Source organism: Bacillus cereus group sp. Sample62, assembly GCF_036851315.1.
GTDB lineage: Bacteria > Bacillota > Bacilli > Bacillales > Bacillaceae_G > Bacillus_A > Bacillus_A wiedmannii.
The window spans coordinates 286,191-312,973 of sequence record NZ_JAFLPK010000002.1 but is presented as its reverse complement, the minus strand read 5'-3'; the positions used below and the strand labels follow the sequence as shown (position 1 = coordinate 312,973).

Here is a 26,783-nt window from a genome sequence, read left to right as displayed (position 1 = left end):
CAAAGATGTTAGCATGACAAGAAAATACTTCAACCTAACATCCATTGAGCTACGGCATCCTATAGACAAGGTATTTTCTTGTATTTTAGAAAGGAGAAAACTATGTCTTCAAAACGTGCAAGAGAATTATTGACGTCAGAACAGCGTTTAGAGTTTGCATCTATTCCAGAACAAATTAGTGAGTATGAATTAGGAAGTTACTACACCTTGTCCCCTCATGATATAGAAATTATCAAGCGTCATCGTCGAGATCATAATAAGTTAGGATTTGCTTTACAGCTTTGTGTATTGAGATTTCCTGGTTGGACCTTATCAGATATTCAACATATACCCGATTGTGTTGTGAATTATATAGCCAAACAACTCCAAATTAATGCGAAAGAAATACATATATATGCAGAACGTGAGCAAACGAAACATGAGCATCTCGAAGAAATTAGAAGAGAATATGGATTTCGGAACTTCACCATTCGTGAATATCGTGTTGTGTCTCAAGTCTTATTACAATATGCATTAGAGAATGGGAATGCTCTACATTTAATTCAGATAACCATTGAAGAATTAAAAAAGAGAAAAATTATTTTACCAGCTATGACAACAATAGAACGAATGGTATGGGAAGTTCGAAGACGTGCAGAAGTAAAGATTTTTCGATTACTTAATTCTTCTCTAGCTATGGAACATATTCAAAAATTAAACTGTCTTCTACTTCCGATGGAAGACAGTACCAAAACATATTTGGCATGGTTGCGAGAAATACCAAGCTCTCATTCCCCCGATTCTTTTCTCAAAGTAGTTGAAAAACTTGAATATATTCGAAATTTACAATTGCAAATTGACACAAAGACCTTACATCCAAACAGATTACGACAATTATCTAAAATTGGTTCAAGATATGAACCCCACTCTTTTCGAAGGTTTGATGATTCTAAAAAATATGCTATTTTGGTTGTTTATCTTCTAGAATTAATTCAAGATTTGACGGACCAAGCATTTGAGATACATGATCGTCAGATTATGTCTTTATTATCCAAAGGAAGAAAAGCGCAAGAAGAACGACAAAAACAAAATGGGAAATCAATTAATGAAAAAGTGGTTCACTTTGCTAACCTCGGAGAAGCGCTCATTAAAGCTAGAGATGAGGGTACAGATCCTTATATAGTATTAGAAATGATAATGCCTTGGGAAAAGCTAGTTCAATCTGTAGAAGAAGCAAAGCAATTAGCACGTCCAATCGACTATGATTATCTAGACTTATTAGAGAAGAAATTCTACACATTGAGAAAGTATACACCCCTCTTGTTAAAATCATTTGAGTTTCATTCTACGAAATCAGCAGAGCCCTTAATTCGTGCAATTCACACGGTTAGAGAAATGAACGAAACAGGTAAACGGAAAGTACCGGAAGGTGCCCCTCTTGATTTTGTATCAAATAGATGGCAAAAGCACGTATATGATGAAGATGGAACCATTAACAGGCATTATTATGAAATGGCTGTTTTAACTGAACTACGAAATTCTATTCGGTCAGGCAATATATCTATTAGTGGTAGTAGACAACATAAGGATTTTGATGAGTACCTTATTTCAAAAGAAGAGTGGAACGAGATTCAGCCTGGAACATCCGAGTTAGCTGTTAGTCTATCTGCTCATGAATATTTAGAAGAACGAACATCTTCATTATTAAAACGCTTAAAATGGGTGTCAAATCATATAGGCGAATTAAATGGGGTAAGTTTAGAGAATGGTAGACTGCATTTAAGCCGTTTGGAAAAAGATACACCACAAGAAGCAAAAGAATTTAGCTCATCTCTTTATGACTTACTTCCACGTGTGAAGCTCACTGACTTATTAATGGAAGTAGCTCATTGGACCGGTTTCCATGAACAGTTTGTTCATGCTTCAACCAATCGTATTCCAAATGAAGAAGAAACCACTATTCTAATGGCTGCGCTTATGGCATTGGGAACAAACATAGGTATGACAAAAATGGGTGAAGCTACACCTGATATTTCCTATAGACAAATGGCAAATGCAACACAATGGAGGTTATATGAGGATGCAATGAGTAAAGCACAATCTGTACTCGTTAATTTCCATCATAAATTATCTCTTTCCTCCTATTGGGGAGATGGAACAACATCTTCATCAGACGGCATGCGTGTGCAAATTGGTGTTTCTGCACTTCATGCAGATGCTAATCCTCATTATGGTACTGGAAAAGGTGCTACAATTTATCGTTTTGTCAGTGACCAATTTTCAAGTTTTTATACAAAGGTTATTAATACAAACGCTAGAGATGCTGTACATGTCATTGATGGACTCCTTCATCATGAGACAGATTTAGCGATTGAAGAACATTATACAGATACAGCCGGTTATACTGATCAAGTTTTTGGTTTAGCCCATTTACTTGGTTTTCGTTTTGCACCGCGTTTACGAGATCTAGCTGACTCAAAGCTTTACACGATAGGAAAATCTAGTGATTTTCCACAAATAGAAAAATTATTGCGCGGTCAAATCAATATAAATGTTATTCAAAAAAATTACGATGATGTATTACGATTAGCTCATTCTATTCGGAAGGGTACTGTATCTGCTTCTCTTATTATGGGAAAGCTTGGTTCTTACGCTCGGCAAAATAGCTTGGCTACAGCACTTCGTGAGATGGGAAGAATTGAAAAAACAATTTTCATTTTAGATTATATCTCAAGTGAAACATTAAGAAGAAAAATTCATCGTGGATTAAATAAAGGTGAAGCTATGAATTCTTTGGCTAGATCTATTTTTTTCGGAAAACGTGGCGAATTGCGTGAACGTGCGCTTCAGGATCAACTTCAAAGAGCTAGTGCATTAAATATTATTATTAATGCCATTAGTATATGGAATACGGTATATTTAACCAAGGCAATAGAATATAAAAAAGAGAACGGTGTCTTGCATGAAGAATTGCTACATCATATTTCACCGCTTGGCTGGGAACATATCAACTTCCTTGGTGAATATAAATTCAAATTTAAGCAATCAACTACATTAGAAACATTACGACCACTCCGAAAATAAAACACAAAAGCCGAAATTCCTTAACGTGGGAAAATCGGCTTTTTACCTTCCAAAAAATGTCTTAGCGTGGGTTTTATGTCATTTGGTTGGCGGGACCCCTTATAGTTAATTAATCCTGAATGTCATTATATATTTTTCTGTAAGAATGCACCATTCTTCTCTATTTACCTATACTTATATTTTTATAAATTATTACGATATAAATATTGATTTAAAACGTTTTGTTCGAAATAATAAATTAGGATTTTCAGGGGTTAAGATCGTTATTTATTCTCCTATGATGAATTCACAAAATTTTCAAACATTAAAAGTGCATACGTTAAGATTTGGTATATAATAAAATCAACCCGTGGTTATAGTGTTTGCTCCGATTCAAATTATGAGATAGTTTGTGTTAAATTTTTTACATTATCTAAAAAAGAACTTGTAGGGATTCCTACAAGTTCTTTTTGCTTTTCTTATTGTATTAGAAAAAAGCCCTTTAAATATAGCAGAAACATAAATAAAGTATATATCTCTAATTTACTAACTAAAATTTTGTGATGCAATTAATGGAGTAGAAGCTATGAAGAAACATGATATTAAGTATCTTTCATTTTATAAACTTGCCAAACAGTATGAAGAAGTAAAAAAAGGGAAACCTAACATATAATTTATGATGATTCAGGGGGTACCAAATGGAGCATAAAACAAAAGTAACAATTGGGGATTATGTTCAATTTTTATCTCGTAAAAATCCTAATTTACAATTAACCGGATATGTAGTGAGTGTTCTACAGAATACAATTGTTGTTGATATTACAGAGATAATGGGAAGTGAAGTAGATGATTTTAGGCAAGTAGTAAAACATGGTTGCTATAATAAAGTGGTTCATAAGCAAATCAAAAATAATGTTTCATAAAAATTGCGCCTAGATATATCTAGGCGCAATTTTTATGGTGAGTAGTTCAATTTATTATTTTACATCGAGAGAGGCAATCTATTTCAATTATCTATATTGCTTTATATAAATGAATTTTCCAAGCGGATGTGTTTGATGTAAATATTTTTTCAAGAGATAAATTGTTTTCTGCTGCATTTTCAATTGGAACAGCAGAAAGTATGTAACGACCATCCATTTTTTTGAAGTGTTCTATATTTAGTTCTGCATTTCTTAAGCGTTTGTTTGATTTTTTTGTAAACATATAGTGTTTTCCAAGTTCATCGGTGAAAATATAACAGCGGCCACCCCATTCGTCAAAATACGTACGAATCGTTTTATTCTTCGCTAGTTCCTTCTCGATTATTTTTCGAAATTCATATTTATATGATAGAGGATAAAAATTATTATATGTATCAAGTGTGTAGAATCCATTGTACTGAGCGATAGCAGGATGTAAACCAATACTAGCGACACGGTACTGTTCCAAAGGTAAATCGATATACTCTTTTATCTCCTGGAATTGTTCTTCTGCAAAAAATTCCTTTACTGAAGGTTTATTTTGAAAAATAAGTTCTTCATTAAAAAAGCTTAACAAAATAATTTGAGCTACCACAAAGCCTGTTACAGCGTGTCTCCATATTTTCCCTTGTAACCATAAAACTTTTAATCCAAGAGCGAATAAAACATAGATAACTAACGGGCGTAAAAAATGATAACGTGCAAAATTAAATGTATCTAAAATGTGAAAACGTTTTGTTAATGGAAGCCAACCTTTATAAAACCAAAAAGCATACCAAATTGACAACGCTATGTTAAACCAAAACAAAAAAACAAAGACTTTTTCTTGCTTCCATTGTTTCTTAGTAATGATAAAATACATCGCAATAAGTATGACAGGTAAAATAACAAATGTATGGACTGTCATGACATGAGTATGTCCGAAAAGGAAATTTTTCAATGTGAGGCGGAGAGACCGCCATAACGATAATCTTGCATGAAAATATTCATCTCTACTGTTAGGTGCAGTAGATAAAAAGAAGGAAGATACTATGCGATATTCTACAATCATGTAAATGAGCGTCATATAAATAATTGAAAAAAGAAAACGAAAGTTCCATTCTTTTTTTATTACTAAGTCCACTAACCAAAGGACTCCCATTCCACTTAAAAAAAAGAAAAAACCTAAAACAATACTCGAATATAGAGGAATAAGAGTGAGTACGAAATAGTTCTTCCACGACCTTTCTCCTTTTCGAATATTTAAAAATGCCCAAAGTGCAAGAGGCATTCCGAGAGTACTAAGCATTCCTGAAGGCCAGAAAGGAGTAAGTGCAAAAGCTAATGAAACTCCTACTGCAATGATCCTCCATTCCTCTCTAGGTAAAAAATGTTGTTTTAAAAGAACATACATCCCTATAAACGCAACCACTCTTGTAATCGTTTGACTTAATGCATACGCAACCATATTTGGAAAAAAAGCATACAACCAAACGATACCACTAAATTCCGTACTAAATGCGTTTCTTGACAATTGATTGTTTATCACCTGTGGAATGGTAGCATCAATTGGACCTATTATCTCTCCGCTCCTTGCCAAAACCTTATACCAGGACAAATTGGAATCAAGATTATCATGAACGCGAATATGCGCATTTTCTCCAAGAATAAATAAAGGAGACAAATAAAGAATGAGTATGATTGCTGCAAAAACAAGTAACTTTATTTCTTTGTTATTCTGGTTTAAAAACATTGAAGGCACCTCAAAAAAATTTCAAAAAGTTTATTTATAAAATTTCCTAAACGAAAGAAATTATCCCTGGTTAATAAGATGTTATGATTTTTTTGTAAATAAGAAAATTCTTGTATACACTTAAGCGTAGAAGAGGGAAGAATACCAGAGGAAAATGAATCTATTTCTTGATTTTGATTAGTTTTATAAAAAAGAAAATTCTTAACAGTTAAGTCGCTCAAAGACTAGATTGTAGACATTATTTAATCTAAATAAAGAAAAGAATTATGGCAGTGAAAACCACGTGCTACAATTCTTTTTAGTATATTTAAGATTTTTTCAATTTGTCTTTATCGTCTACAGCTATATCCTCTTCTATATTGACAGTCTCTTTTACAACATAGATTGGTCGATTCTTACTTTCGTCATAAATACGAGCGATATATTGACTGACAATACCAAGACCAAGAAGTTGCACGCCACTGAAGAATGTGATAGCAACCATAAGAGAAGCCCATCCAGTTTGAATGTCTTGTCCAATAAATTTAACAATAACTGAGTATATTAAAACTGCAATAGAAATTAATACAGAAATTAAACCTAAAGTCATAACCATTCTTAATGGCTTTGTAGAAAATGCAATAATACCATCTGAGGCAAATCTCATCATTTTCTTTAAGGGGTAGCATCAGGATTATGCGGATTTACAACGTTAAGACAAAAAACCTTGTATCAATAGAGTACACTCTATTGATATATAATTGTACTTGAAAAATCACGTCTCTTACTGACCTTAAATTCAAAAAATCTAAACAATCTGCTTTTAATCGGTTTACGATGACATTACCAACCATAAGCATCCCCAGCTGTCCTTCTCCTTCAGCTTCTGCTCTCATCATCCTTGCCATCAGTGCAACATCACTTTCGGTATATTTCACTCGTTACACCTTTATCACTCCTTTTATTGAATTATATGAACAGTGCTCAACAAAAATACGTTGTTGTCGATTCCTAATGAACCTGTTTAAATATGAAAAAATCAGGGAAACATATGAATGATAAATGAAGGAGGAATGCAATTATGGCATCAACACCATATGACCCATTTAGACAATTGGTAAATATGCGAAGAGATTTTGACCGTATCTTTTCTGAATTACCGTTTGATTTTGGAGGGGATAAAAATCACTTTGGAAACATTAAGGTAGATGTTTATGAAACTGAAAATGAAGTTGTGGCAACATGTGATATACCTGGACTTGAAAAGAGCGAAGACGTGAACATTGATATTGAAAATAATGTATTAACCATTAGTGGTTCTATGAATAAAACAAATGAAACAAAAGAAAAGAATATGTATAGAAAAGAACGTTACACAGGCAGTTTCCAACGAGTTATAACACTTCCTAGTCCTGTAACTATTGAAGGTGTATCTGCGACATACAAAAACGGTGTGTTAGAAGTAAAAATGCCAAAAACAACACCAAATAATAAAAAGAAAATTGATGTGGATTTTCATTAAAAATGGGCGATTTATATCAAGTGATGAAAGAATTCAAAAGGGACTATTTAGAGGAAATATCTAATATACAGCCAGAATTAGTGGACCTGCTTATACTAACTTGTCATTCTTCAGAAATTAAAAAAAAAGCTATATTAGATGAACTTACTCATAACATTAAATTATCATATATGAAAAATAATATGAATAATCTTTCGATTAGCAATCGCTGAATAAGGACTGTCGAATACGACAGTCCTGTTATTAAGGGTAGCATCAGGATTATGCGGATTTACAACGTTAAGACAAAAAACCTTGTATCAATAGGGTCTACTCTATTGATACAATTATAGTAGACTGATAAAATCATAGTTAAGAGTGTCTCATAAGACTTATCTCAAAAATGAGGTGATATTTTGCGGAAAATTGGTTATATACGTGTCAGTTCGACTAACCAAAATCCTTCAAGGCAATTTCAGCAATTAAACGAAATCGGGATGGATATTATTTTTGAAGAAAAAGTTTCTGGTGCAACAAAGAATCGCGAGCAACTTCAAAAAATGTTGCAGGATTTACAGGAAGGCGACATTATTTATGTTACAGACTTAACTCGGATCACTCGGAGTACGCAGGATTTATTTGAATTGATTGATTTAATACGAAGGAAAAAGGCAAGCTTAAAATCACTCAAGGATACATGGCTAAATTTATCAGAGGATAATCCATACAGCCAATTCTTAATTACAGTAATGGCTGGTGTGAACCAATTAGAGCGCGACCTTATCCGTATGCGTCAACGTGAAGGGATTGAGTTAGCAAAGAAAGAAGGAAAGTTTAAGGGGCGTTTAAAGAAGTATCATAAAAATCACGCAGGGATGAATTATGCAGTAAAACTATATAAAGAAGGCGGCATGACTGTAAATCAAATTTGTGAAATTACTAATGTATCTAGGGCTTCATTATATAGAAATCTATCGGAAAGAAACAAATAGTTTGTCCTGATTCTATCAAAAGGTGTATTTTTTCACCAACATTTTTAGGCATGAAATGTCGGTAATTATTATCTATTTTGTTTTAAAGTAAATATTGAAAGGGAGTAAACTTATGGATTGGCTAGAAAGAATGAACAATGCGTTAAACTACATTGAAAATAGCCTGGATGAAGAAATAGACTACAAAGAGATTGCAAAAGCAGCTAACTGTTCTGAGTTTCATTTTTCAAGAATGTTCTCTTCAATCTCAGGTGTATCGCTATCAGAATATATTAGACGAAGACGGTTAACACTTGCAGCATTTGAAATTCAAAAAAGTGATATTCGGATCATCGATGTGGCAATTAAATATGGTTATATTTCTTCTGATACTTTCTCACGTGCTTTTCAAAAAATGCATGGGGTAACCCCTTCCAATGCTCGTAATAGAGGGGTACAGTTAAAAGCCTTTCCCAAAATTTCCTTTCAAATTTCTATTAAAGGAGATACCGAGATGGACTACAGAATTGAAAACCTTGATTTTGAATTAAGAATTGTCGGAAAAAGCAAGCCAGTAAAAACAAGCAGAGCATTTAAAACAATCCCTACGCTTTGGAACACTGCGAAAAAAGATGGATTTATGCAAGAACTAGTAGATATGTCATGGGAAAATCCAAAATGCACGCTTGAAAGCCTTCTGGGGGTTTGCGGAAAAGAAGCTGCCATCACAGATGAACAATTTTCCTATTTCATGGGCGTAAGATACGATGGGGAATCCCCAGAAAATATGGAGACGCTTATTATTCCCGCAAGTACATGGGCAGTTTTTCCGAACATAGTGGATGCATGGAAACGTTTATATTCCGAGTGGGTCCCTACCTCCGAGTATGAACTTGCAAATTTACCGTGTATAGAATGTTATTACGGTCCGAAGCATAAACCAAGACACGAACTCTGGGTCCCTGTTATCCCGAAGTAAATTACATATTCAGTAATAGAATGCTGTTTATGGAGTAACGAAAAAAGAGCCTAATTTCTCAATTTAGGTGATGGGAAATCAGGCTTTTTATATTGGAAATTCCTTATCGTTGTAAATCCGCATTTTCCTGACGCCACCCCGTTATGTACGCGTCAGTTCGACTAGCCAAAATCCTTCAAGACAATTTCGGCAATTGAACGAAATTGGAATGGATATTATTTATGAAGAAAAAACTTCAGGAGCCACAAAAGATCGTGAACAACTTCAAAAAATGTTAGAGGATTTACAGGAAGGTGACATTATTTATGTTACAGATTTAACTCGGATCACTCGAAGTACGCAAGATTTATTTGAATTGATTGATTTAATACGAAATAAAAAGGGAAGCTTAAAATCACTTAAGGATACATGGCTAGATTTATCAGAAGATAATCCATATAGCCAATTCTTAATTACGGTAATGGCTGGTGTTAACCAATTAGAGCGAGACCTTATTCGTATGCGTCAGCGTGAAGGAATTGAGCTCGCAAAGAAAGAAGGGAAGTTTAAAGGACGGTTAAAGAAATATCATAAAAATCACGCAGGAATGAATTATGCAGTAAAGCTATATAAAGAAGGAAATATGACTGTAAATCAAATTTGTGAAATTACAAATGTATCTAGAGCTTCTTTATATAGAAAGCTATCGGAAGGAAAAAAATAAGCATTCATTACTTATATTAAAAATTTCCGGGGATTGTGAAACAACGTACCTAACCAAGCAGGCTATTTCTATAAGGAAGTATCAATATTTGTTTATCTAACTAGGCACGATCATCAAAGGGTTCCGAGTACATTTTAACGGAGATATACGCTAAACTCAGATTTAAAGCAAGGCTGTATTTTCCGAGAACACTTTATAAAAAACAACCTTAGTCAATCACAAACGAAGGTTGTTTTTATAAAGTCATGGTCTAATTAAAACAATTGCTGTCCCAAGAGCATACTTGAGACTGAAAAGGCACCAGCAGGTGGTAAAACATTAGTATATATGGGAGGTCCCAAACGGGTTGTAAAGGTTGTAGCAATCCAATTTCCGTATTCACCAGCCAGCAAAGAGGGAGGTTTCATTATAAACCGTCCACTTAAAATGAAATGCCGAATGCTTATAGCGGTCTCATCAATTATTGTCAAGTTGCCAAAAAAGGAGGCATATGGTGAATCGAAACTTATTTGTTTAGCGCTTTCGTCCCAATACCCATTAATCGGAATAGGTATACCACGAAAATTAACTGTACCTACTACTTTGTTGTCTACAATGGAATCAATGGTAAGTATACCTCTAATAATGGATCTCCCCGCAATAGAAGCATCAATCCCCCATACGGATGGAAAGGGGATACTAACTTTGGCTGTCTTTGGAATTTTCAAAATTAACCTCTCCTTGATTATTTTATGTATAGATTGAGTTGTATTTAATCATAATCCTGTAGTAATGATACAGTATATGCACAGAGAATCACTTAGGTGTTTTGTTAAGAAAGAAGCATCAATAATCAATCAGCCTACTGTCTAGATGAACAAGAGTTTGCCTGACCCACGAAAAATATGGAACATTAATTGCTGCTCATACATATGGTCTCGTATTTGGAAAATTTCTTAGCTTTAAAATAAATCATCTGATTCAATGAAATGTAATGCCTATCATCACCTATTTTTATATGTATCTCAGACGAATTCCTATACCTCCGTTACTCTTCGATCATATTTTATTTGTACGAGGTGGTGTAAAATGTTTAAATTATATTTAGATCCTGGTCACGGGAGAATGGACCCAGGAGCTATTGGCAATGGGATGCAGGAAAAAGAAATTACCTTAAATATTTCCCGTAGCATCCGAAATCTCTTGGAAAACCATTATGAAGGCCTGCAAATTAAAATGAGTAGAACAGCAGATATTACGCGCAGCTTGAAAGAACGTACAGATGATGCGAATGCTTTCGGTACGGGGGCCAAAGGATGGATTTGTGGAAGAAGTGGGAGTCAATGTGGCGTTAATTCGGAAACGAATCAAATCAACCAGCATGGTTTATGAAACGAAAAAAGTAGGCGTTCGCACGAAAACAACCGTTGCAATTCTTTACATGCGTGACATTGTTGATCCTAAGATTGTTCAAGATGTAAAGAATAAATTAGATGATCTTCACATTGACGGAGCGTTTAGCGCCACTCAGCTAGAAGAATTAATGGAACCGACAAAAGCATTGTTTCCTTTGATGGGGTATACAGGCAGAGCAGACTTTACCGTGAACTGTATGCTCAATGGGCGTGTAGCGTTGATTGTGGATGGTACACCGGCTGCGTTGATTGCGCCTGCCAATTTATTTTTGCTTGTGAAAGCACCCGAAGATATCCACTTTACTGCTTTGGCAGCTACATTTGGTCAAACGCTTCGTTTACTTGGCTTGTCCGTATCGCTACTGCTTCCTGCATTTTTTGTTGCCATTCTTTCCTATCATCAAGATCAGCTGCCCTATTATCTACTTGCCACTTTGGGGATTAACCGGTTGGGAATCCCTTTTGATGTGGCAGTTGAAATGTTTATTGCACTTCTCTTCTTAGAAATCCTGCGGGAAGCTGGTATCCGATTGCCTTCTGCGGTCGGCTCCACGGTAACGGTTGTAGGAGGACTTATCCTGGGGGATGCGGCCATTCGTGCTGGATCCTTATCCCCAGGTATCGTTGTCATCGGAGCAATTACACAAATCTTTGGTTCAACTTTATCGAGCCTATCATTGGCTGGAACGATTAGTACCTTACGCTTTTTTCTTTTCATTCTGTCTGCCACGCTTGGCATTTATGGCTTCTTTCTTGGATTATTTATTGTGCTCAGCCATTTAGCCTCATTGCGTTCATGCGGCTTGCCTTACTTGGCCCCAATATCACCTCCATTTAAAGACTTGGCCAACGCTTTGTTTCGATTACCTTGGCCATAGCGAAACACTCGACCGGACATGTTGAAGACACGAGATTCTACAAGGCAAGGGGACAGGCATAAATGAGGAGATATAAAAGTATGGTTGCACTTTTCCTTCTTCTCACCCTTACCGGTTGCTGGAGCAGATATGAAGTGCAAAACATGAACTATGCTACGGCTGTTGGAATAGACTATGTCGATGGCCAATACACCTTGTATGTGCAATTGCTTGATTTCTCGACAGTGGCCAAGCTGGAGGGACAGCAAAAAGCGGAGCAGCCCCCGGTTTGGGTGGGCAAAGGCGAAGGTTCCTCGTTTACGGAGGCGGCAAATGATTTGTACAGTACATCACAACAACGCTTAAACTTGGGACAAATCTCTGCCATTTTGTTCAGCGAGAGATTGATGAAGGAAAACAAAGTCGGAGAAGTGCTGGAATTGATCAACCGTTATCGTGAAATAAGGTACTTGGCCTGGCTGTTTAGCACAAGAGAGCCTCCTGAAGAAATCTTGCTGGCAACCCCATTTTTTAGATTTTCGCCAAATGCATAAAAATAGTTGTTTACTTTTATGCGTTCAAACAGTTGATTTATCAACCTTATGGTAAAAGCAAACGACTTTATTGTAATAAAACAAACCGATTAGTAAACAACTTTATTGGTAAGGAAAGAACTTTATTGTCACTCAACAGTTTCGTCATGTTAAATTTTGCCTAGCGTATGTTTTGCGCTTTTTGTTGGTAGGACCCCATGCCCATCAACTTAAGAATTTTCACTACCCCCAAGTGACAAAAAACGTTATTCTTTCTAAAAAGCTAGCTAGAAAGGGTGACATTTTTTATGAATCTTTCGATTCAAGATGAATTACAACTATTTTCTGAAGAACTGTATCGTCATTTAACCCCTTCTCTTTTGGAAGAACTCGCAAAAGAATTAGGTTTTGTAAAAAGAAAACGAAAGTTTTCTGGAAATGAATTAGCTACCATATGTATTTGGGTAAGTCAACGTACAGCGAGTGACTCGCTTGTTCGACTATGCAGTCAATTACATGCGGCCACAGGCACTCTTATGAGTCCAGAAGGACTCAATAAACGCTTTGATAAAAAAGCGGTTGAATTTTTGAAATATATTTTTTCGGCATTATGGAAAAGTAAAATCTGTGAAACATCGGCCATTTCAAGCGCGGCGCTCACGTATTTTCAACGAATTCGTATTTTAGATGCGACGATTTTCCAAGTACCAAAACATTTAGCCCATGTATATCCTGGATCAGGTGGTTGTGCACAAACAGCGGGTATCAAGATTCAATTAGAATATGACTTACATAGCGGACAGTTTCTAAACTTTCAGATAGGTCCAGGAAAAAATAATGATAAGACCTTTGGAACAGAATGCTTAGACACATTACGTCCAAGCGATTTATGTATCCGTGATTTAGGTTATTTTTCATTAGAAGACTTAGATCAAATGGATCAACGAGGTGCTTATTATATATCCAGATTAAAATTAAACCATACCGTGTATGTAAAAAATCCGTTTCCAGAATACTTTCGAAACGGAACCGTAAAAAAGCAATCACAGTATATCCAAGTTGATTTAGAACATATTATGAACAATTTAAAACCCGGTCAAACATACGAAATAAAAGAAGCTTACATTGGAAAGAATCAAAAACTATTCACACGTGTAATTATCTATCGTTTAACAGACAAACAGATACAGGAACGTAGAAAAAAACAAAGTTACACTGAAAGTAAAAAGGGTATTACATTTTCAGAAAAGAGTAAACGATTAACGGGTATCAACATATATGTCTCAAATACGCCTGAAGGAGTTGTTCCGATGGAACAAATACATGACTTTTACTCCCTTCGCTGGCAAATAGAAATTATTTTTAAAACGTGGAAATCCTTATTTCAAATTCATCATTGGCAAACTATCAAAAAAGAGCGATTAGAATGTCATGTGTATGGAAGACTTATTGCCATCTTTATCTGTTCTTCTACGATGTTTAAGATGCGTAAACTTCTTTTGCAAAAGAACAAAAGAGAATTAAGTGAATATAAAGCCATTGGGATGATTCAAGATCATGTATCGCTGTTATATCAAGCGATACAGAGAAACACCCAAAATCTAACAAAGATTTTAATCCGTTTGTTCGACCTCCTACAGAAGAATGGACGGAAATCTCATCGATATGAGAAGAAAACTATCTTTGATATTATGGGTGTTGTCTATGAGTATAATGGGTTTGGAAAACAAAAGAAAGCTGCATAATTTTTAAAATGAAACTCGTTAGAGTTTATTTGGTGTGTGTACTTTTCAATACCAAAAGTACATTACGTGTTTTTTAGTTTGTTTGAACGAAAGTTCATTTTGTTTTCGTTCTTAAGTTGATGGGCATGTGGTAGGACCCCTATAAGCATTCGTAGCTCTTCCGCTACCTTCTTCGTCATAGGTACAGCTCTAGTTTTACGGTTCTTATTCTTAGCGCCTGCTAACATAATCGTAAGGTTATCAAAATCTATATCGTTAGCCTCTAGCTGATTTACTTCGTTTACACGCAACCCGCAGTGCAACATAAGCAGCATGGCGCAGTAATCTCTATAGCCTGCATAGGTCGTCTTATCTACCACACGAAAAATGCGCTTTATCTGATTATGATTTAGCGTAAAAATCGGCGCTTCATCGGTACGTAACTTTACAAAGTCTACAGCGGGATTGCTTTTAATGTAGCCCTGCTCATTCAATCGCTTAAAGACCGACTTCAACGCCGATATGCGAATATTTACAGTGGCAGGTGCTAATTCTCGATTAAGCAGCTTATTAATATACATTTGTACATGTGCCGCCGTAATGATCTCGACTTTCTCAATGTTCAATTCTCGCATGAAATAACGAAAGAGCTTGCTGTAATCATCTATAGTACGCTTTCTAAATCCCTCTGCCCGAAATGCCTGCGCAGCAATCGCTATCGCCGCTTCTGTGTCTAGTGCTTCCGCAGTACCAATAAAATCAACTACTTCTCTTCGTCTTTTTACTACTCGTATACTTTTAGACATAATAAAAAAAGAGCCCCCTATCTGAAACGAATTTCAGACGGAAGCTCTCCGCATATGTACTATCATTATCTTCATTTGGTTACACGTAGCACCTTTTTACTATGCGACAATAATTCGCTAATGCCTACGTAGGACGTTTGCGGTTTGTTCCCGCTCAAGTTAAGCGTTAAAAACTCCGACAAACAGCTTTATACCGCACCCTAAAGCACATTTGGTTTCCTTTGTCATATATAAGACGTGGTACCGGAAACCACCGCTCTATCCGACTGAGCTATGGGCGCATGATAATAGAAAACACTTCATTTTCTTCTCATAATAATAGCAATAAAATCCATCTAAATCAATAAAAATATCCCCGTAATCCTTTATGACGCTTAGTTATGAGTATATTAACAAAGCACCCCCCTAAATTTTCCAATCATAAATTCACCCCAACTCACAAATTATAATCTTTGAATTGATATTCCAAAGGAGGCTTCATTCAATGACTGTAATTACGAAATTAAAACAAACTGTTTCTGGATTAAAAAGTGCACAAGCTAGCTTAGAGGGATTCGCTCTTGATACGGATAACCAACAAGCTAAGCAACTTTTCCAAACAGCTGCACAGCAAACACAAACGATTATCGATTCTTTAAACCCACGCGTTGAAGAAGTCAAACAAGAAGAACCACAATACTCACAGCAATAACGAATCAGTCTTGCTGTGAAATAGAAAAAGGATGATATGCAGTCATCCTTTTTCTATCACATTACATATTGCAATAGAAATGGAATGATAAATATGCAAAAACTCGGACTCATAACCGTATTATTTGCCCTTCTATTTAGCTCTTTTACCGGATGTGATAATAGTCCTTTAGATAAAAAAGAGAAAGAAGAAGCAAAACGAACGGAGAAAGAGAAAGGTCCAAAGTTAACAAAAACGAGTATGGAATCCTTTAATCAATCTATATCACAAGGAGCCAAGAAAAGAGCTCTCACTATGGATGAAATTATAAAAAGTACAGCAGTAAATTCAAATTTAGATCTCTACATAGCAGTTACACCTGAGCATCACGAAAGATTTGGATTAAAACCTCTCCGTAAGAAGCTCCAAAAGCAGCTAAGTGATGAGCACCCCACTTTCGATGTTCGTGTAAGTACAGATAAAAAAATCTTTATGTTACTTGAAAAGCTTGAAAGAAAAATTAAGGAAAAGAAAGTATCTAAAGATGAAATTAATAAACAATTAAAATTCATTGGTAAAAAAATGGAGTCTAACACTTAACGCTTTTTAAAAGAAAAGGAAGGTTTGCAATGTCTAGTAAAGATAAAAACTTAACCCCTGTGCAACAGGAATATAAAAAATTCGAGCAAGAACGCGAACCGAAGCGTCCTGTCTTAAAAAACTGTATAAAAGCCTTTTTCGTTGGTGGTTTCATTTGCCTAATTGGGCAACTCATTTCTACTTTTTATATTACGTATTTCGATTTCACTGAACGCTCAGCAGGGAATCCAACAGTCGCAACTCTTATTTTCATCTCCATGTTATTAACTGGATTTGGTATATACGATCGGTTTGGTCAATTTGCCGGAGCAGGCACAGCTGTACCTGTCACTGGATTTGGTAACTCCGTTATTGCCGCATGTATCGAACACCGCACAGAAGGTTTTGTACTCGGCGTTGGTGGTAACATGTTTAAATTAGCTGGTTCTGTTATTTTATTTGGTGTATTTTCCGCTTTCGTCATCGCACTTATTAAAACGATTCTCGTTCAATGGGGAGGGCTATAAATGTTACAAGGACACCGAACGTGGGTATTTGAAAACAAACCAGTTATTATTTCGACGGGAGTCGTTGGCGGGCCGTTTGAAGCTAAAGGCAAAATTCCAGAAGACTTCGATACCCTCCATGAAGATTTATGGCTCGGACAAGATTCCTATGAAAAAGCACATAAAATTTTGTTCGAAGAAGCTTGTAGCCGCGCTACTGAAAAGGCAAAACTTCGTAAAGACGATATTCAATTTGTACTCGCAGGCGATTTAATTAATCAAATTACCCCTACAAGCTTTGCTTGCCGTACACTGGGCACTCCTTATCTCGGACTATTCGGCGCTTGTTCTACTTCTATGGAAGGTTTAGCACTTGGAGCAAGTATCGTAAATGCAAAAGGCGCAAAATATTTATTAACTGGTGCATCCAGTCATAATACAGCTGTAGAAAAACAGTTCCGCTATCCTACCGAATATGGTGGGCAAAAACCACCTACCGCGCAGTGGACAGTAACCGGAGCAGGAGCTGCTATTTTAAGCGATACTGGACACGGTCCTAGGGTAACATCTGCCACAATCGGACGAGTGGTTGATATGGGATTAACAGATCCATTTAATATGGGAGGTGCAATGGCTCCAGCTGCCGTTGATACAATTGAAGCCCATTTACGCGAACGACAAATTGATGCCTCTTACTACGATTTAATCGTAACGGGTGACCTCGGACATGTAGGACGCGAAATTGCTTATGACTTATTACATAAACACGGAACGAAAGTAACGAGCGAACAGTTTCAAGATTGCGGGCTGCTCATTTATAGAGAAGGGCAACCTGTCATCGCTGGCGCTAGTGGACCAGGGTGTTCCGCAACGGTCGTATACGGTCACTTATTAAACCGAATGAAAAGAGGAGAGTTTAATAAAATACTTGTCGTTGCGACAGGCGCTTTACTATCTCCACTTACATTCCAACAAGAAGAAACGATTCCGTGTATCGCTCATGCCGTTTCGATTGAATTTGGAGGTGCAACGCAATGATTTTTTTCTGGGCTTTCGTCATTGGCGGACTTATATGTGTAATCGGCCAACTTATGTTTGATGTTGGAAAGCTAACACCAGCTCATACAATGGCAACACTCGTTGTTGCTGGAGCTATATTAGATGGATTCAATTTGTATGAACCATTAATTGATTTCGCTGGAGCTGGGGCAACTGTACCTATTACAAGCTTTGGTAATGCCCTCGTTCACGGTGCAATGGAAGAAGCTGCAAAACATGGCATCGTTGGCATTATTACCGGCATGTTTAAAGTAACAAGCGCCGGTGTATCCGCAGCTATTATTTTCGGCTTCATCGGAGCATTGCTATTCAAACCGAAAGGATAAGGTGTTCGTATGACAGTTATCGCTAGCGTCAAAACCTGCCTTGCTAGTGTAAGGGGCGCTCAAGCAAGTTTGAGCTCCCTTTCACTACATTCACAGGACGCAGAATCAAAACGTGTATTTCATGAATGTATGTTAGAAATGGAGAGCATCATCGCTGATTTACAAAATAGAGTTTCAGTATTAGAACGTGAAGAACCTCAATATAAAGGGTTTTAAGTAGACTGGAGGAAATGACTATGTCTCACCTGCCGGAATGGACACTTGTCATTCTTCGCTCTGTATTCATATTAATTATTTTATTCGCTATTACGAAATGGTTAGGGAAAAGACAAATCTCTCAGCTCTCCTTTATTGAATACATAGCCGGAATGACAATCGGTGGCATCGCTGCCCAAGTATCTACAGGGCTCGATTCAAAATTTTTTCACGGCGTCTTTGCGATACTCATTTTCGCTGTGGTACCTTTTTTAAGAGGAATCCTTTCTTTAAAGAACAAAACAGCTCGGGACTTCTTTCAAGGGAAATCTACCGTATTAATAAAAGATGGAAAGATACTCGAAGACAACTTAAAGAAAGAAAAATATACAAGTGACGAATTACTGGAACTTCTTCGTGGAAAAGATGCCTTCAGCGTAGCTGATGTTGAATTTGCTGTACTAGAACCGAGCGGAGAATTAAATGTATTATTAAAGAAAGATCGCCAACCACTCACAGCAAAAGACATCGGTTTAAAAGTAGCAAACGAAAAAGAACCACAAACTGTTATTATGGATGGCAATGTACTAGATGAACCTCTTTCAGCAAGCGGACATAACCGAGCTTGGTTACATTCTGAGCTCGAAAAACTCGGTGTTGTCATTGAAAACGTCTTTCTCGGTCAAGTGGATTCATATGGACAACTTACTATCGACATTTATAATGACAAACTACAAATGCCTTCTCCTCAAAACAAACCTTTATTATTGGCATCTTTAAAAAAATGTCATGCTGATCTTGAACTATTTTCTTTAGAAACAAAGTCGAAATCAGCAAGCGAAATGTATAGTAAAAACGCGAAACAAATCGAAAAGATTTTAAATAAAGTGACCTATCTTTTAAAAGAATAGATATCGAAAGAACGCTTCAGTAAAAAAGGCGTTCTTTTCTTTTTTTCTACAGTTTTTATAACGTTTAAATTTATGTAATTCGGTTATGATGTTGAAGATACATAAGCAGGGAATTTCAAAAACATAGCGAATATTTCATGGTACAACTACATATTTTTTTGATTTAAAGTGGTTTCGTTTGACCTTTATTGACCATAATTGTATTATAAGACTAAGAAAGCTTTTGAAGGAGGAAATAACAGATGAATTTAATTCCTACAGTAATTGAACAAACAAATCGTGGAGAACGCGCTTACGATATTTACTCTCGACTATTAAAAGACCGCATCATTATGCTTGGTAGCGCAATTGATGACAACGTAGCTAACTCAATCGTTTCCCAGCTTTTATTCTTGGAATCTCAAGATCCAGAAAAAGATATTCACATCTACATCAACAGCCCTGGTGGTTCTATCACAGCAGGTATGGCAATTTACGATACAATGCAGTTTATTAAACCGCAAGTATCAACAATCTGTATCGGTATGGCTGCATCTATGGGTGCATTCTTACTTGCAGCAGGTGAAAAAGGAAAACGTTATGCACTTCCAAACAGTGAAGTAATGATTCACCAACCACTTGGCGGGGCACAAGGTCAAGCGACTGAAATCGAAATCGCTGCTAAACGTATCCTATTCTTACGTGAAAAACTAAACCAAATTCTTGCTGACCGCACTGGTCAACCACTTGAAGTACTACAACGCGACACAGACCGCGACAACTTCATGACAGCAGAAAAAGCTTTAGAATACGGTTTAATCGATAAGATCTTTACAAATCGTTAATAACTAAATTACTGAGGCAACCCTATAGCGCCTTGTCTAAATACCTATACAGCGTGGTCTTACTGATACCAGTCGCCACTGTAATTTGCTTAATTGTATAGTCTTTACTCTTATACATCTTAACAGCCATTTCCACTTTATCTTCTTTCTTAGTAGGTCTCCCACCTTTCTTTCCTCTTGATCTTGCTGCTTGAAGACCAGACTTTGTTCGTTCACTAATAATATCTCTTTCTAGTTCAGCGATGCTTGCCATTGTACGAAAGAAAAACTTTCCCATTGCGGTTGAAGTGTCAATACTGTCAGTAATTGATACAAAATGTACACCCATATCGTTAAATAATTCGCTCAGTTCTATCAAATGTTTTGTGGAACGTGAAATACGGTCAAGTTTATATACAACAATTTTATCGCCACTTCGTAAAATTTTTAAAAGGTCTTCTAATTGAGGCCTATCTCTTCGTGTGCCAGTTAATTTTTCTTTATAAATCTTCTCAACCCCGAATTGTGTTAATGCATCAACTTGCATATCTAGGTTTTGTTCCTCCGTACTCACTCGCGCGTAACCAAAAATCATAATTAATCACCTACTAAAAACTATTTATATGAATATATTAGCACCAAAAACGGTGTTTGTTATTAAAAATGTTACTTTGATTTTGGGAATGAGTTTTGGTACCAAAGATCAGGGTAAATAGAGTGTGTTTTGCTCCAATAAGGACCAGCCCCATAAATGTCCGTTTATGGGGCTAATTTTATTAAACTAACCAGCCGCAGTATGACTGAAGAGAGCTCTTTTATTTTTGTTCCGCAATAGGGCCAGATTGTTGAATAAGGATTGTAGTTAATTATGGTTTTACATACAATTATTGAACTATTGGAAGATAAGTTTAATATCAACCTCGGTGAGCTCTTCATAAGTAAATGAGGTTCTTCACAAGTAATTCGTGAACTAATCAACTGCCCCAGTTCGTTTTATTTCTACCTTAATATTTGGTTTTAAATTTAATGTGGAATACTTTCCTCTCAAATCTTTTTCATTTAAATTGGAATATTTTCTTATACTTTTTATTTTTCTTCCAATGCCAATTGGATCAGTATTTAATTTTCTAAACTCCTCAAGAATATCCCCGAATTCTTTGTTTAGTTCTTCTTCAATTATTAGCTCCATTTTTTTTATTGATTCCTTATTTTTAAGAGTAACAGAAGGCTGTAATTCTATAGTTGAAACTAAAATAGATGCATTTAAATTAACCGACTCTTCCTGAGATAATTCAACATTTCCGCGGTACTTTATTGGGTGAATTGTAATATTAAATTTATCTCCTTTTTGCTTTTCGACTAGTTTTATTCCCTTTTCTTCTAATACCTCTGCAGGAATATTTAAAGTTATATCCCCCAAAAAAGCATTATGATTGGTGAATAATTTTATATACAGGTTTTTTTTCATGGAAATAGAACCAACTATTTTATCATCCCTAAATAATGCAACCCCATCTAAATAGGGTGCTACACCATTCTCATTCGATAGAATAGGTAAGGTAGGATCGATACCAATTTCATATAGTGTGGAAATAAAATCATGCAAGTTGGAGTTGACTAACATTTCTTTCTTTTCGTGTTTATCCAATAGTTGATAGATATAGGATCCCATTTCGGGATATTCTTCATAGTTTTTATTTTTAATCGTCTCCTCAGCATTATCAGTAATGGCCAAAAAGATTAAAGAACTGATACTGCTATCTCGTTGCATAGTATCCAGAAAAGAAGAAATTCCTACTGTTTCTGCCATATTTTTATTAAACAGTATGGTCCTTAATTGACCAGAAGTAAGGTGGTGGCTTGTCTGTTGTTCTAAATTTTGTCTTATTTGTTTGCTTGTAGTTCCGACGGCAGAAATGGTTACACTCGTCTTTTCTTCTTTACGGTCGAATTGTAACAAGCTAATAGTGCCTTTGTATGTATTCTCATCAAGTAAGTCAAAACCAATAATAGTTGAAATTCCTTGCCTTTCTAATATTTTTTCAGGTGGCATACATGCCGTACAGAGAAAGACACAAAGTAGAATAAGCCGTATTTTCATTTTTTCAACTCCGTTTTGAACGTGAAAAGATTTTAGATTTAATGATTGAAATGAAATATAAGAATATTGGATAGATAAACCATAGGTAAAAGCCTACTTGACCAACTTTATCAATCAAAAGGTTATTGTCGACTCTTTTTGTGATAAAAAAACTCGTGATAAAAATGATTATTGAGATTACCCATATTCCATGTTTTAGTTTTAAATGAAATATTTGTTTAACTCCTTTGGAAGAAATGAATAGGATTATACATAAATTTGGAAAAATAACTAATATCCATAATGAAACTGCTATAGATTCAAAGCGCTCAATAAATGGAAAATGGACAGCGCTTATCATACTGACAATAGGCCAGATCTGTTTTTCTAATTCTTTAGGGCTATAAAATAATATGGAAATAACAGTTGCAATTAAAACAAGAAGTGTGGTAAACCAGATTGCTAATTGACTGAATAGAAGTAGTTTTTTTTCTCCTTTATAAAAGGAAAAATAAAAAATAAAGTCTCAAAACCCAACATTGTATAACTGCTTTTAAAAACTCCTTTCATCATTTCTGACGGAGTTGTCGACATGATGGGTAAAATTCTAGTTAAGTTTATGGAATCAAGTGGTTGATACATCACAAATAGCAGCCATATAGTCATTAAAAAGGATAAGAAGCATATCCCTGCAACTACTCTGAATCCACCTGATACTGCATAAATTGTTATTAATAATAGTGCTAAAGTGCCTACCCATTCATAAACTCCTTCATATCCCCATGTTAGGGACAATTCAACATAACTGATGATGATAGAGTAATGTACAGCAATAAAGTAAATGACAATTAAGGTATTGATGATACTTCCTATAAAGCGACCAAATAAATTTTCGTGTATTTCATAAAGATTACAGTTTCCATGTTTTTTAAGTATGCTAATAATAATCCAAGTGATAATACTAATGAATAGACCGGATAGTAAAACTGAGATCCAAGCATCTTTCTTAGATTCAAGATAAATAATTTTCGGGACTCCAAGTATGCCCATACCAATTTGCGAAGTGTGTATGATAAAGAAAGCCATATAGGCATTTACAAAACTAATATTTGATTTCATTATCCACCTCAAAATTCATCTAAATCTTTTTCTGTTTTTTTAAATCTCCACCTTGTGCGGAATGAATCTTTTGGGCGATTGACAACAGGACGTCTCATATAAAAATGGTGGGGTAGACGTATTAAGAAGTATTTTATATCCTTAATCCTAAAAGGGTATAGAGGTGCAAGATAAGGTTTGTTTAATGATGTCAATTTTAACAAGTGGACCATCATTACACAGACACCGATAATAATCCCATTTAATCCCCAAACACCTGCTAGAATAATGAAAGGAAATCTAGCAATTCTTATAGCAGTGCCCATTTCATAAATAGGAGCCGTAAATGCCCCTAATGCACTAAATGCCACAATAATAATTAAAATGTTGCTAGTTAAACCTGCCTCAACAGTTGCTTGGCCAATAACAATACCTCCAACAATCCCCATTGTTTGCCCTACTTTTGACGGAAGGCGTGCCCCAGCCTCTCTAAGTAATTCAATTAATAATTCGAGTAAAAGTGCTTCTAGCAAAGGTGGAAAAGGAACTTGTGAACGTGATTGCCCAATTATAAGTAACAATTTAGATGGAATTAGTTCAGAGTGAAATGTCATGGTTGCAACATAAAATGCTGTAAGAAATAGTGACCCTGCCATAGCAAATAATCGTATAAATCTTATAAAAGTACTTAAGGACCATCTCAAATATATGTCTTCTGTTGATTCAAAAAACGAAAAAAAATTAGCAGGTCCAATAATAGCAATTGGACTTTCATCTATAAGAACACCAATCCGTCCGTTTAAAATAGAGTAGAGGAATCTATCGGGCAACTCTGTTAATATAAACTGTGGAAAAAATGAGTAATGATTATCTTCAAGACATTGTGCCAATACTGAACTGTCACTTATATTATCAGTTTTTATATTTTCAAACTTCTCCTTAAGTGTTTTAAGTGTGTCATCATCCGCTATATCTTTAAGATATATAATTCTTACTTGCTTCTTAACACGTTCTCCTATTTTTAATTCATCTGTACACAAATTAGAATCATTTAGATTTCGTCTTATAATTTTAATGTTAGAAGATAATGATTCTGTAAACGATATTTTAGGACCGTATACCAATGATTCTGTTTCTGCTTTCTCAATAGATCTTTCAATAGGGTTGGCGCAATTTACCATAAATGCTTTACTTTCGTCTGATAAGTAAATATAAGCGAATCCATTTAAGAGGGAAGAGATAATCTCTTGTTCCTTAAGGTTTTTCTTTACTTCGTTCATTGGTATGTTTTTCAATAAATAAGAGTAAGTTATGTATTCTATCGGAAGTTGTTGAATGTATTTAATTACATACTCATTTAGAAACTCTTGTTTAATTAAATTTTTCATGAAAATAACTTCGAGACAATCTCCACCAACTTCAAGTGTTCTACACATTAAGTCTGGTGATTCGTTGAGGATGTATTTAATTTTTTCATAATTAGGGCAGTTATTTTTATTTAGATGGAGTGTCATTTGAATCATATCCTTCAATAGTTTTTTTTTAGTATTTGAAGTAGGAATCATTTTATACTTGTTTTAATAAAGAAGTAAGGATTGAGAGTAATTTTAGGACCTATGGTTCTGAAACGAATATGGAACAAGGAATTTTAGATGGTAACCAACAACATGTTGTAGAAATCAATTGGCCAGAACTAGCTGGTATATATGAGGTTGAATTTAATGAAATGTGGGGCAGTTCTACATTATCTTTTGATAAAGTAAATTCTAACATCAGTACTCGTAAAATCGATAATACAACACATGTTATTGATATTAACGGTAAAACACCGGAGGCGCGTTCGAAGTGTTTGTAAAACAGCAATCTCATAATTGATTCGGTTAACCCTCTCCATTCCCTTACTATCCGTCTCAATAATGATATCCTTCCATTTGGGCTGGATCACTCCTTCAATAGGAACTTCGTCATTAGCTGCAAAAAAACGTTGACCACTATCACCATATTCTCGAATTAGTTGAAGAGCTTCAATGACAGGTTGATGAGATTGATTATTAGATCTGAACGTAAGATTTTTTAAGATATTACAGAAAGCAATCCGATAATGCCCCCGATAGGAAGAATGCATCTTTATATAGATTTTTTCTTTGTATTCTCGGTGATTTCTTGTCATGTCTTTAATAATATCCCGAATTGTTGAAGCGCCTACAATCGGATATAGAGTATCTTGAATAATTCCATCTGGATGATTAACCGTCGCTTTTAATAAGTTGATAATATGTTTATTTTTCCCTTGAACCCTTTCCAACTCTTCTACTGCTTCTTTACGGGTAGTATTCTTGGCCTTATTTCCGAACTTGAGAGTGATTTCATCCAACAGATCAGCTAAATAGTCGATAACTTCAGCATGACGATGCCAAAATAAGATGGCAAGTAAGGTGTAGCGAATGGGTGCTGGATGTGCTCGCAATTCCGTTACAGTCTCAGTAGCTGCACGAAGTCGATATTTCTTTAGTAATTTTGGAGTCATATGATGAAACAAGCCATTAGGAATTTGGAGATGTCGTATAGCTAACAGTTTTTTAACCTCCATCTCCATCGCATTTACACTTGGTTTACGAGGAGAAGATAATAGTTGACGAAAAGTTAAAATGTCGGTTTCCTCTCCATCAGAATCCTCATCAGCATGGGACTCAAGTAAAGCATCTAACCGAGTGCACGTCTTAGCAGATAATTGCTGATATGTCATTTTATATAAGCTCTTTTCAAAAGTATCAATGGCAGAGTCAATCATACGCTTTAAGCTCCCAATAGAAGGAGGTTCAACTTTCCATTTACGAAAGAGACTGTATGCTTGGTTTTTTAAATAGTCTGTATCATGTGTAGACTGAACTTGTTCTTCTAACCATTGTCCCAAACGATCATTATCTGTACGTGTAAGCTCCTGAAATCCAAAAAAATCCCTTATATTTTTTCGATGTCGGGTATAAGTCTTTTCTTTTCCACCCCAACTATATTCATCAAATTGATCATGCGAAACATCAAGCTGTTTCGCTATGTACTCGATCACTACTTTTGGGATGTCTTGCTTTTGGCTAGGGAATCTAGCTTTCTGTTGGAAATACTTTAGTAACACGGCAAAGCCCAAACGGTTCGTTTCTGTTTTATTCCCCATAGATAGATGTAGTTCATTTGGCATTAACATAAAGTTTGCTAAAAGCTCTTCTTCATTCCAATTTTTCTTCACTGGTTCTCCCTCTGATCTACATGTTTTTTTAATAGTATAATTTCAAACATAGAGACCATCAAGATAACTAAGAAAAGCAGCAAAGCTAAACCATTTTCCTTTTATTGTAATATATCTGACGGACTAGAG

At 35.5% G+C, this 26,783-nt stretch carries 24 protein-coding genes and 4 pseudogenes; 18 read left to right on the top strand and 10 right to left on the bottom strand.

Going from position 1 to position 26,783, the window contains the following annotated elements:
- The first annotated feature begins 102 nt into the window (after positions 1-102).
- The gene (locus tag J0835_RS28510; protein ID WP_000095762.1) at positions 103-3,063 is read left to right on the top strand and encodes a Tn3 family transposase; all 2,961 of its coding nucleotides are present in this window, start codon (positions 103-105) and stop codon (positions 3,061-3,063) included.
- A gap of 677 nt (positions 3,064-3,740) precedes the next feature.
- Positions 3,741-3,965 (top strand): DUF2187 family protein, encoded by a 225-nt coding sequence (locus J0835_RS28505; RefSeq protein WP_000400418.1) that lies wholly within the window; start codon positions 3,741-3,743, stop codon positions 3,963-3,965.
- A 91-nt stretch (positions 3,966-4,056) separates the two neighbouring features.
- On the opposite strand, the gene J0835_RS28500 is transcribed toward J0835_RS28505, so the two are convergent.
- From J0835_RS28500 to J0835_RS28490, 3 genes and pseudogenes are all read right to left on the bottom strand, one after another.
- The gene (locus J0835_RS28500) at positions 4,057-5,736 is read right to left on the bottom strand and encodes a DUF6044 family protein (protein WP_000479589.1); all 1,680 of its coding nucleotides are present in this window, start codon (positions 5,734-5,736) and stop codon (positions 4,057-4,059) included.
- 307 nt (positions 5,737-6,043) lie between these two features.
- Positions 6,044-6,400: pseudogene (locus J0835_RS28495) on the bottom strand (glycosyltransferase); the annotation flags it as partial.
- Between the two features lie 76 nt (positions 6,401-6,476).
- Positions 6,477-6,623: pseudogene (locus J0835_RS28490) on the bottom strand (cell wall hydrolase); the annotation flags it as partial.
- A gap of 173 nt (positions 6,624-6,796) precedes the next feature.
- On the opposite strand from J0835_RS28490, the gene J0835_RS28485 reads away from it, so the two are divergent.
- From J0835_RS28485 to J0835_RS28470, 4 genes are all read left to right on the top strand, one after another.
- Positions 6,797-7,237 carry an Hsp20/alpha crystallin family protein gene (locus J0835_RS28485; protein ID WP_000168945.1) on the top strand — a complete coding sequence of 147 codons (441 nt, stop codon included), beginning with the start codon at positions 6,797-6,799 and terminating at the stop codon, positions 7,235-7,237.
- Positions 7,238-7,632: 395 nt separating this feature from the next.
- Positions 7,633-8,208 (top strand): recombinase family protein, encoded by a 576-nt coding sequence (locus tag J0835_RS28480; protein ID WP_001226074.1) that lies wholly within the window; start codon positions 7,633-7,635, stop codon positions 8,206-8,208.
- Between the two features lie 112 nt (positions 8,209-8,320).
- On the top strand, positions 8,321-9,166 hold the full coding sequence (locus tag J0835_RS28475; protein ID WP_000383881.1) for an AraC family transcriptional regulator: 846 nt from the start codon (positions 8,321-8,323) through the stop codon (positions 9,164-9,166).
- Positions 9,167-9,293: 127 nt separating this feature from the next.
- On the top strand, positions 9,294-9,869 hold the full coding sequence (locus J0835_RS28470; protein WP_033656251.1) for a recombinase family protein: 576 nt from the start codon (positions 9,294-9,296) through the stop codon (positions 9,867-9,869).
- A gap of 254 nt (positions 9,870-10,123) precedes the next feature.
- Here J0835_RS28470 and J0835_RS28465 read toward each other — a convergent pair whose 3' ends face one another.
- Entirely contained in the window at positions 10,124-10,576 is a 453-nt protein-coding gene (locus J0835_RS28465) for a hypothetical protein (protein ID WP_000701228.1), read from the bottom strand.
- Positions 10,577-10,937: 361 nt separating this feature from the next.
- Here J0835_RS28465 and J0835_RS28460 point away from each other — a divergent pair, with 361 nt between their 5' ends.
- The 4 genes from J0835_RS28460 to J0835_RS28445 all read left to right on the top strand — a co-directional run bounded on the left by J0835_RS28460 (position 10,938) and on the right by J0835_RS28445 (position 14,398).
- On the top strand, positions 10,938-11,240 hold the full coding sequence (locus J0835_RS28460; RefSeq protein WP_002073809.1) for an N-acetylmuramoyl-L-alanine amidase family protein: 303 nt from the start codon (positions 10,938-10,940) through the stop codon (positions 11,238-11,240).
- Complete coding sequence (locus tag J0835_RS28455; protein ID WP_228271847.1) at positions 11,173-12,141, top strand: spore germination protein; 969 nt, start codon at positions 11,173-11,175, stop codon at positions 12,139-12,141. Before J0835_RS28460 ends, J0835_RS28455 begins: the two co-directional genes overlap by 68 nt.
- Before the next feature lie 80 nt (positions 12,142-12,221).
- Positions 12,222-12,674 (top strand): Ger(x)C family spore germination protein, encoded by a 453-nt coding sequence (locus J0835_RS28450; protein WP_000226102.1) that lies wholly within the window; start codon positions 12,222-12,224, stop codon positions 12,672-12,674.
- Between the two features lie 287 nt (positions 12,675-12,961).
- Positions 12,962-14,398 (top strand): IS4 family transposase, encoded by a 1,437-nt coding sequence (locus J0835_RS28445; protein ID WP_001053964.1) that lies wholly within the window; start codon positions 12,962-12,964, stop codon positions 14,396-14,398.
- Between the two features lie 62 nt (positions 14,399-14,460).
- On the opposite strand, the gene J0835_RS28440 is transcribed toward J0835_RS28445, so the two are convergent.
- Complete coding sequence (locus J0835_RS28440; protein WP_000045536.1) at positions 14,461-15,183, bottom strand: tyrosine-type recombinase/integrase; 723 nt, start codon at positions 15,181-15,183, stop codon at positions 14,461-14,463.
- Between the two features lie 484 nt (positions 15,184-15,667).
- Here J0835_RS28440 and J0835_RS28435 point away from each other — a divergent pair, with 484 nt between their 5' ends.
- The 8 genes from J0835_RS28435 (at position 15,668) to clpP (ending at position 20,253) form a co-directional block, all read left to right on the top strand.
- Complete coding sequence (locus J0835_RS28435; RefSeq protein WP_000216164.1) at positions 15,668-15,874, top strand: DUF1657 domain-containing protein; 207 nt, start codon at positions 15,668-15,670, stop codon at positions 15,872-15,874.
- Between the two features lie 93 nt (positions 15,875-15,967).
- Positions 15,968-16,453 (top strand): YhcN/YlaJ family sporulation lipoprotein, encoded by a 486-nt coding sequence (locus J0835_RS28430; RefSeq protein ID WP_001170593.1) that lies wholly within the window; start codon positions 15,968-15,970, stop codon positions 16,451-16,453.
- 29 nt (positions 16,454-16,482) lie between these two features.
- Positions 16,483-16,959 (top strand): stage V sporulation protein AC, encoded by a 477-nt coding sequence (gene spoVAC / locus J0835_RS28425; protein WP_000095403.1) that lies wholly within the window; start codon positions 16,483-16,485, stop codon positions 16,957-16,959.
- Positions 16,960-17,976, top strand: a complete 1,017-nt coding sequence (spoVAD, locus tag J0835_RS28420; protein ID WP_000938965.1) for a stage V sporulation protein AD — start codon at positions 16,960-16,962, stop codon at positions 17,974-17,976.
- Complete coding sequence (gene spoVAE / locus J0835_RS28415) at positions 17,973-18,323, top strand: stage V sporulation protein AE (RefSeq protein ID WP_000575917.1); 351 nt, start codon at positions 17,973-17,975, stop codon at positions 18,321-18,323. Before spoVAD ends, spoVAE begins: the two co-directional genes overlap by 4 nt.
- 9 nt (positions 18,324-18,332) lie before the next feature.
- Positions 18,333-18,539: a DUF1657 domain-containing protein gene (locus J0835_RS28410; protein WP_000215901.1), complete on the top strand. Its 207-nt coding sequence runs from the start codon at positions 18,333-18,335 to the stop codon at positions 18,537-18,539.
- A gap of 20 nt (positions 18,540-18,559) precedes the next feature.
- Positions 18,560-19,429, top strand: coding sequence for a DUF421 domain-containing protein (locus tag J0835_RS28405; RefSeq protein WP_088028556.1), 870 nt, complete (start codon positions 18,560-18,562; stop codon positions 19,427-19,429).
- Positions 19,430-19,671: 242 nt separating this feature from the next.
- Positions 19,672-20,253 carry an ATP-dependent Clp endopeptidase proteolytic subunit ClpP gene (gene clpP, locus J0835_RS28400; RefSeq protein WP_001049162.1) on the top strand — a complete coding sequence of 194 codons (582 nt, stop codon included), beginning with the start codon at positions 19,672-19,674 and terminating at the stop codon, positions 20,251-20,253.
- A gap of 22 nt (positions 20,254-20,275) precedes the next feature.
- Here clpP and J0835_RS28395 read toward each other — a convergent pair whose 3' ends face one another.
- The 5 genes and pseudogenes from J0835_RS28395 to J0835_RS28375 all read right to left on the bottom strand — a co-directional run.
- Entirely contained in the window at positions 20,276-20,827 is a 552-nt protein-coding gene (locus J0835_RS28395) for a recombinase family protein (RefSeq protein WP_000576160.1), read from the bottom strand.
- Positions 20,828-21,202: 375 nt separating this feature from the next.
- A complete protein-coding gene (locus J0835_RS28390) occupies positions 21,203-22,333 on the bottom strand; it encodes a Ger(x)C family spore germination protein (RefSeq protein ID WP_000702268.1) in 1,131 nt (376 codons plus the stop codon).
- A gap of 4 nt (positions 22,334-22,337) precedes the next feature.
- Positions 22,338-23,362, bottom strand: a pseudogene (locus J0835_RS29270) (GerAB/ArcD/ProY family transporter).
- A gap of 77 nt (positions 23,363-23,439) precedes the next feature.
- Positions 23,440-24,924, bottom strand: a complete 1,485-nt coding sequence (locus J0835_RS28380; protein ID WP_000172443.1) for a spore germination protein — start codon at positions 24,922-24,924, stop codon at positions 23,440-23,442.
- A gap of 311 nt (positions 24,925-25,235) precedes the next feature.
- Positions 25,236-26,654: pseudogene (locus J0835_RS28375) on the bottom strand (DUF4158 domain-containing protein); the annotation flags it as partial.
- Between the last annotated feature and the right edge of the window lie 129 nt (positions 26,655-26,783).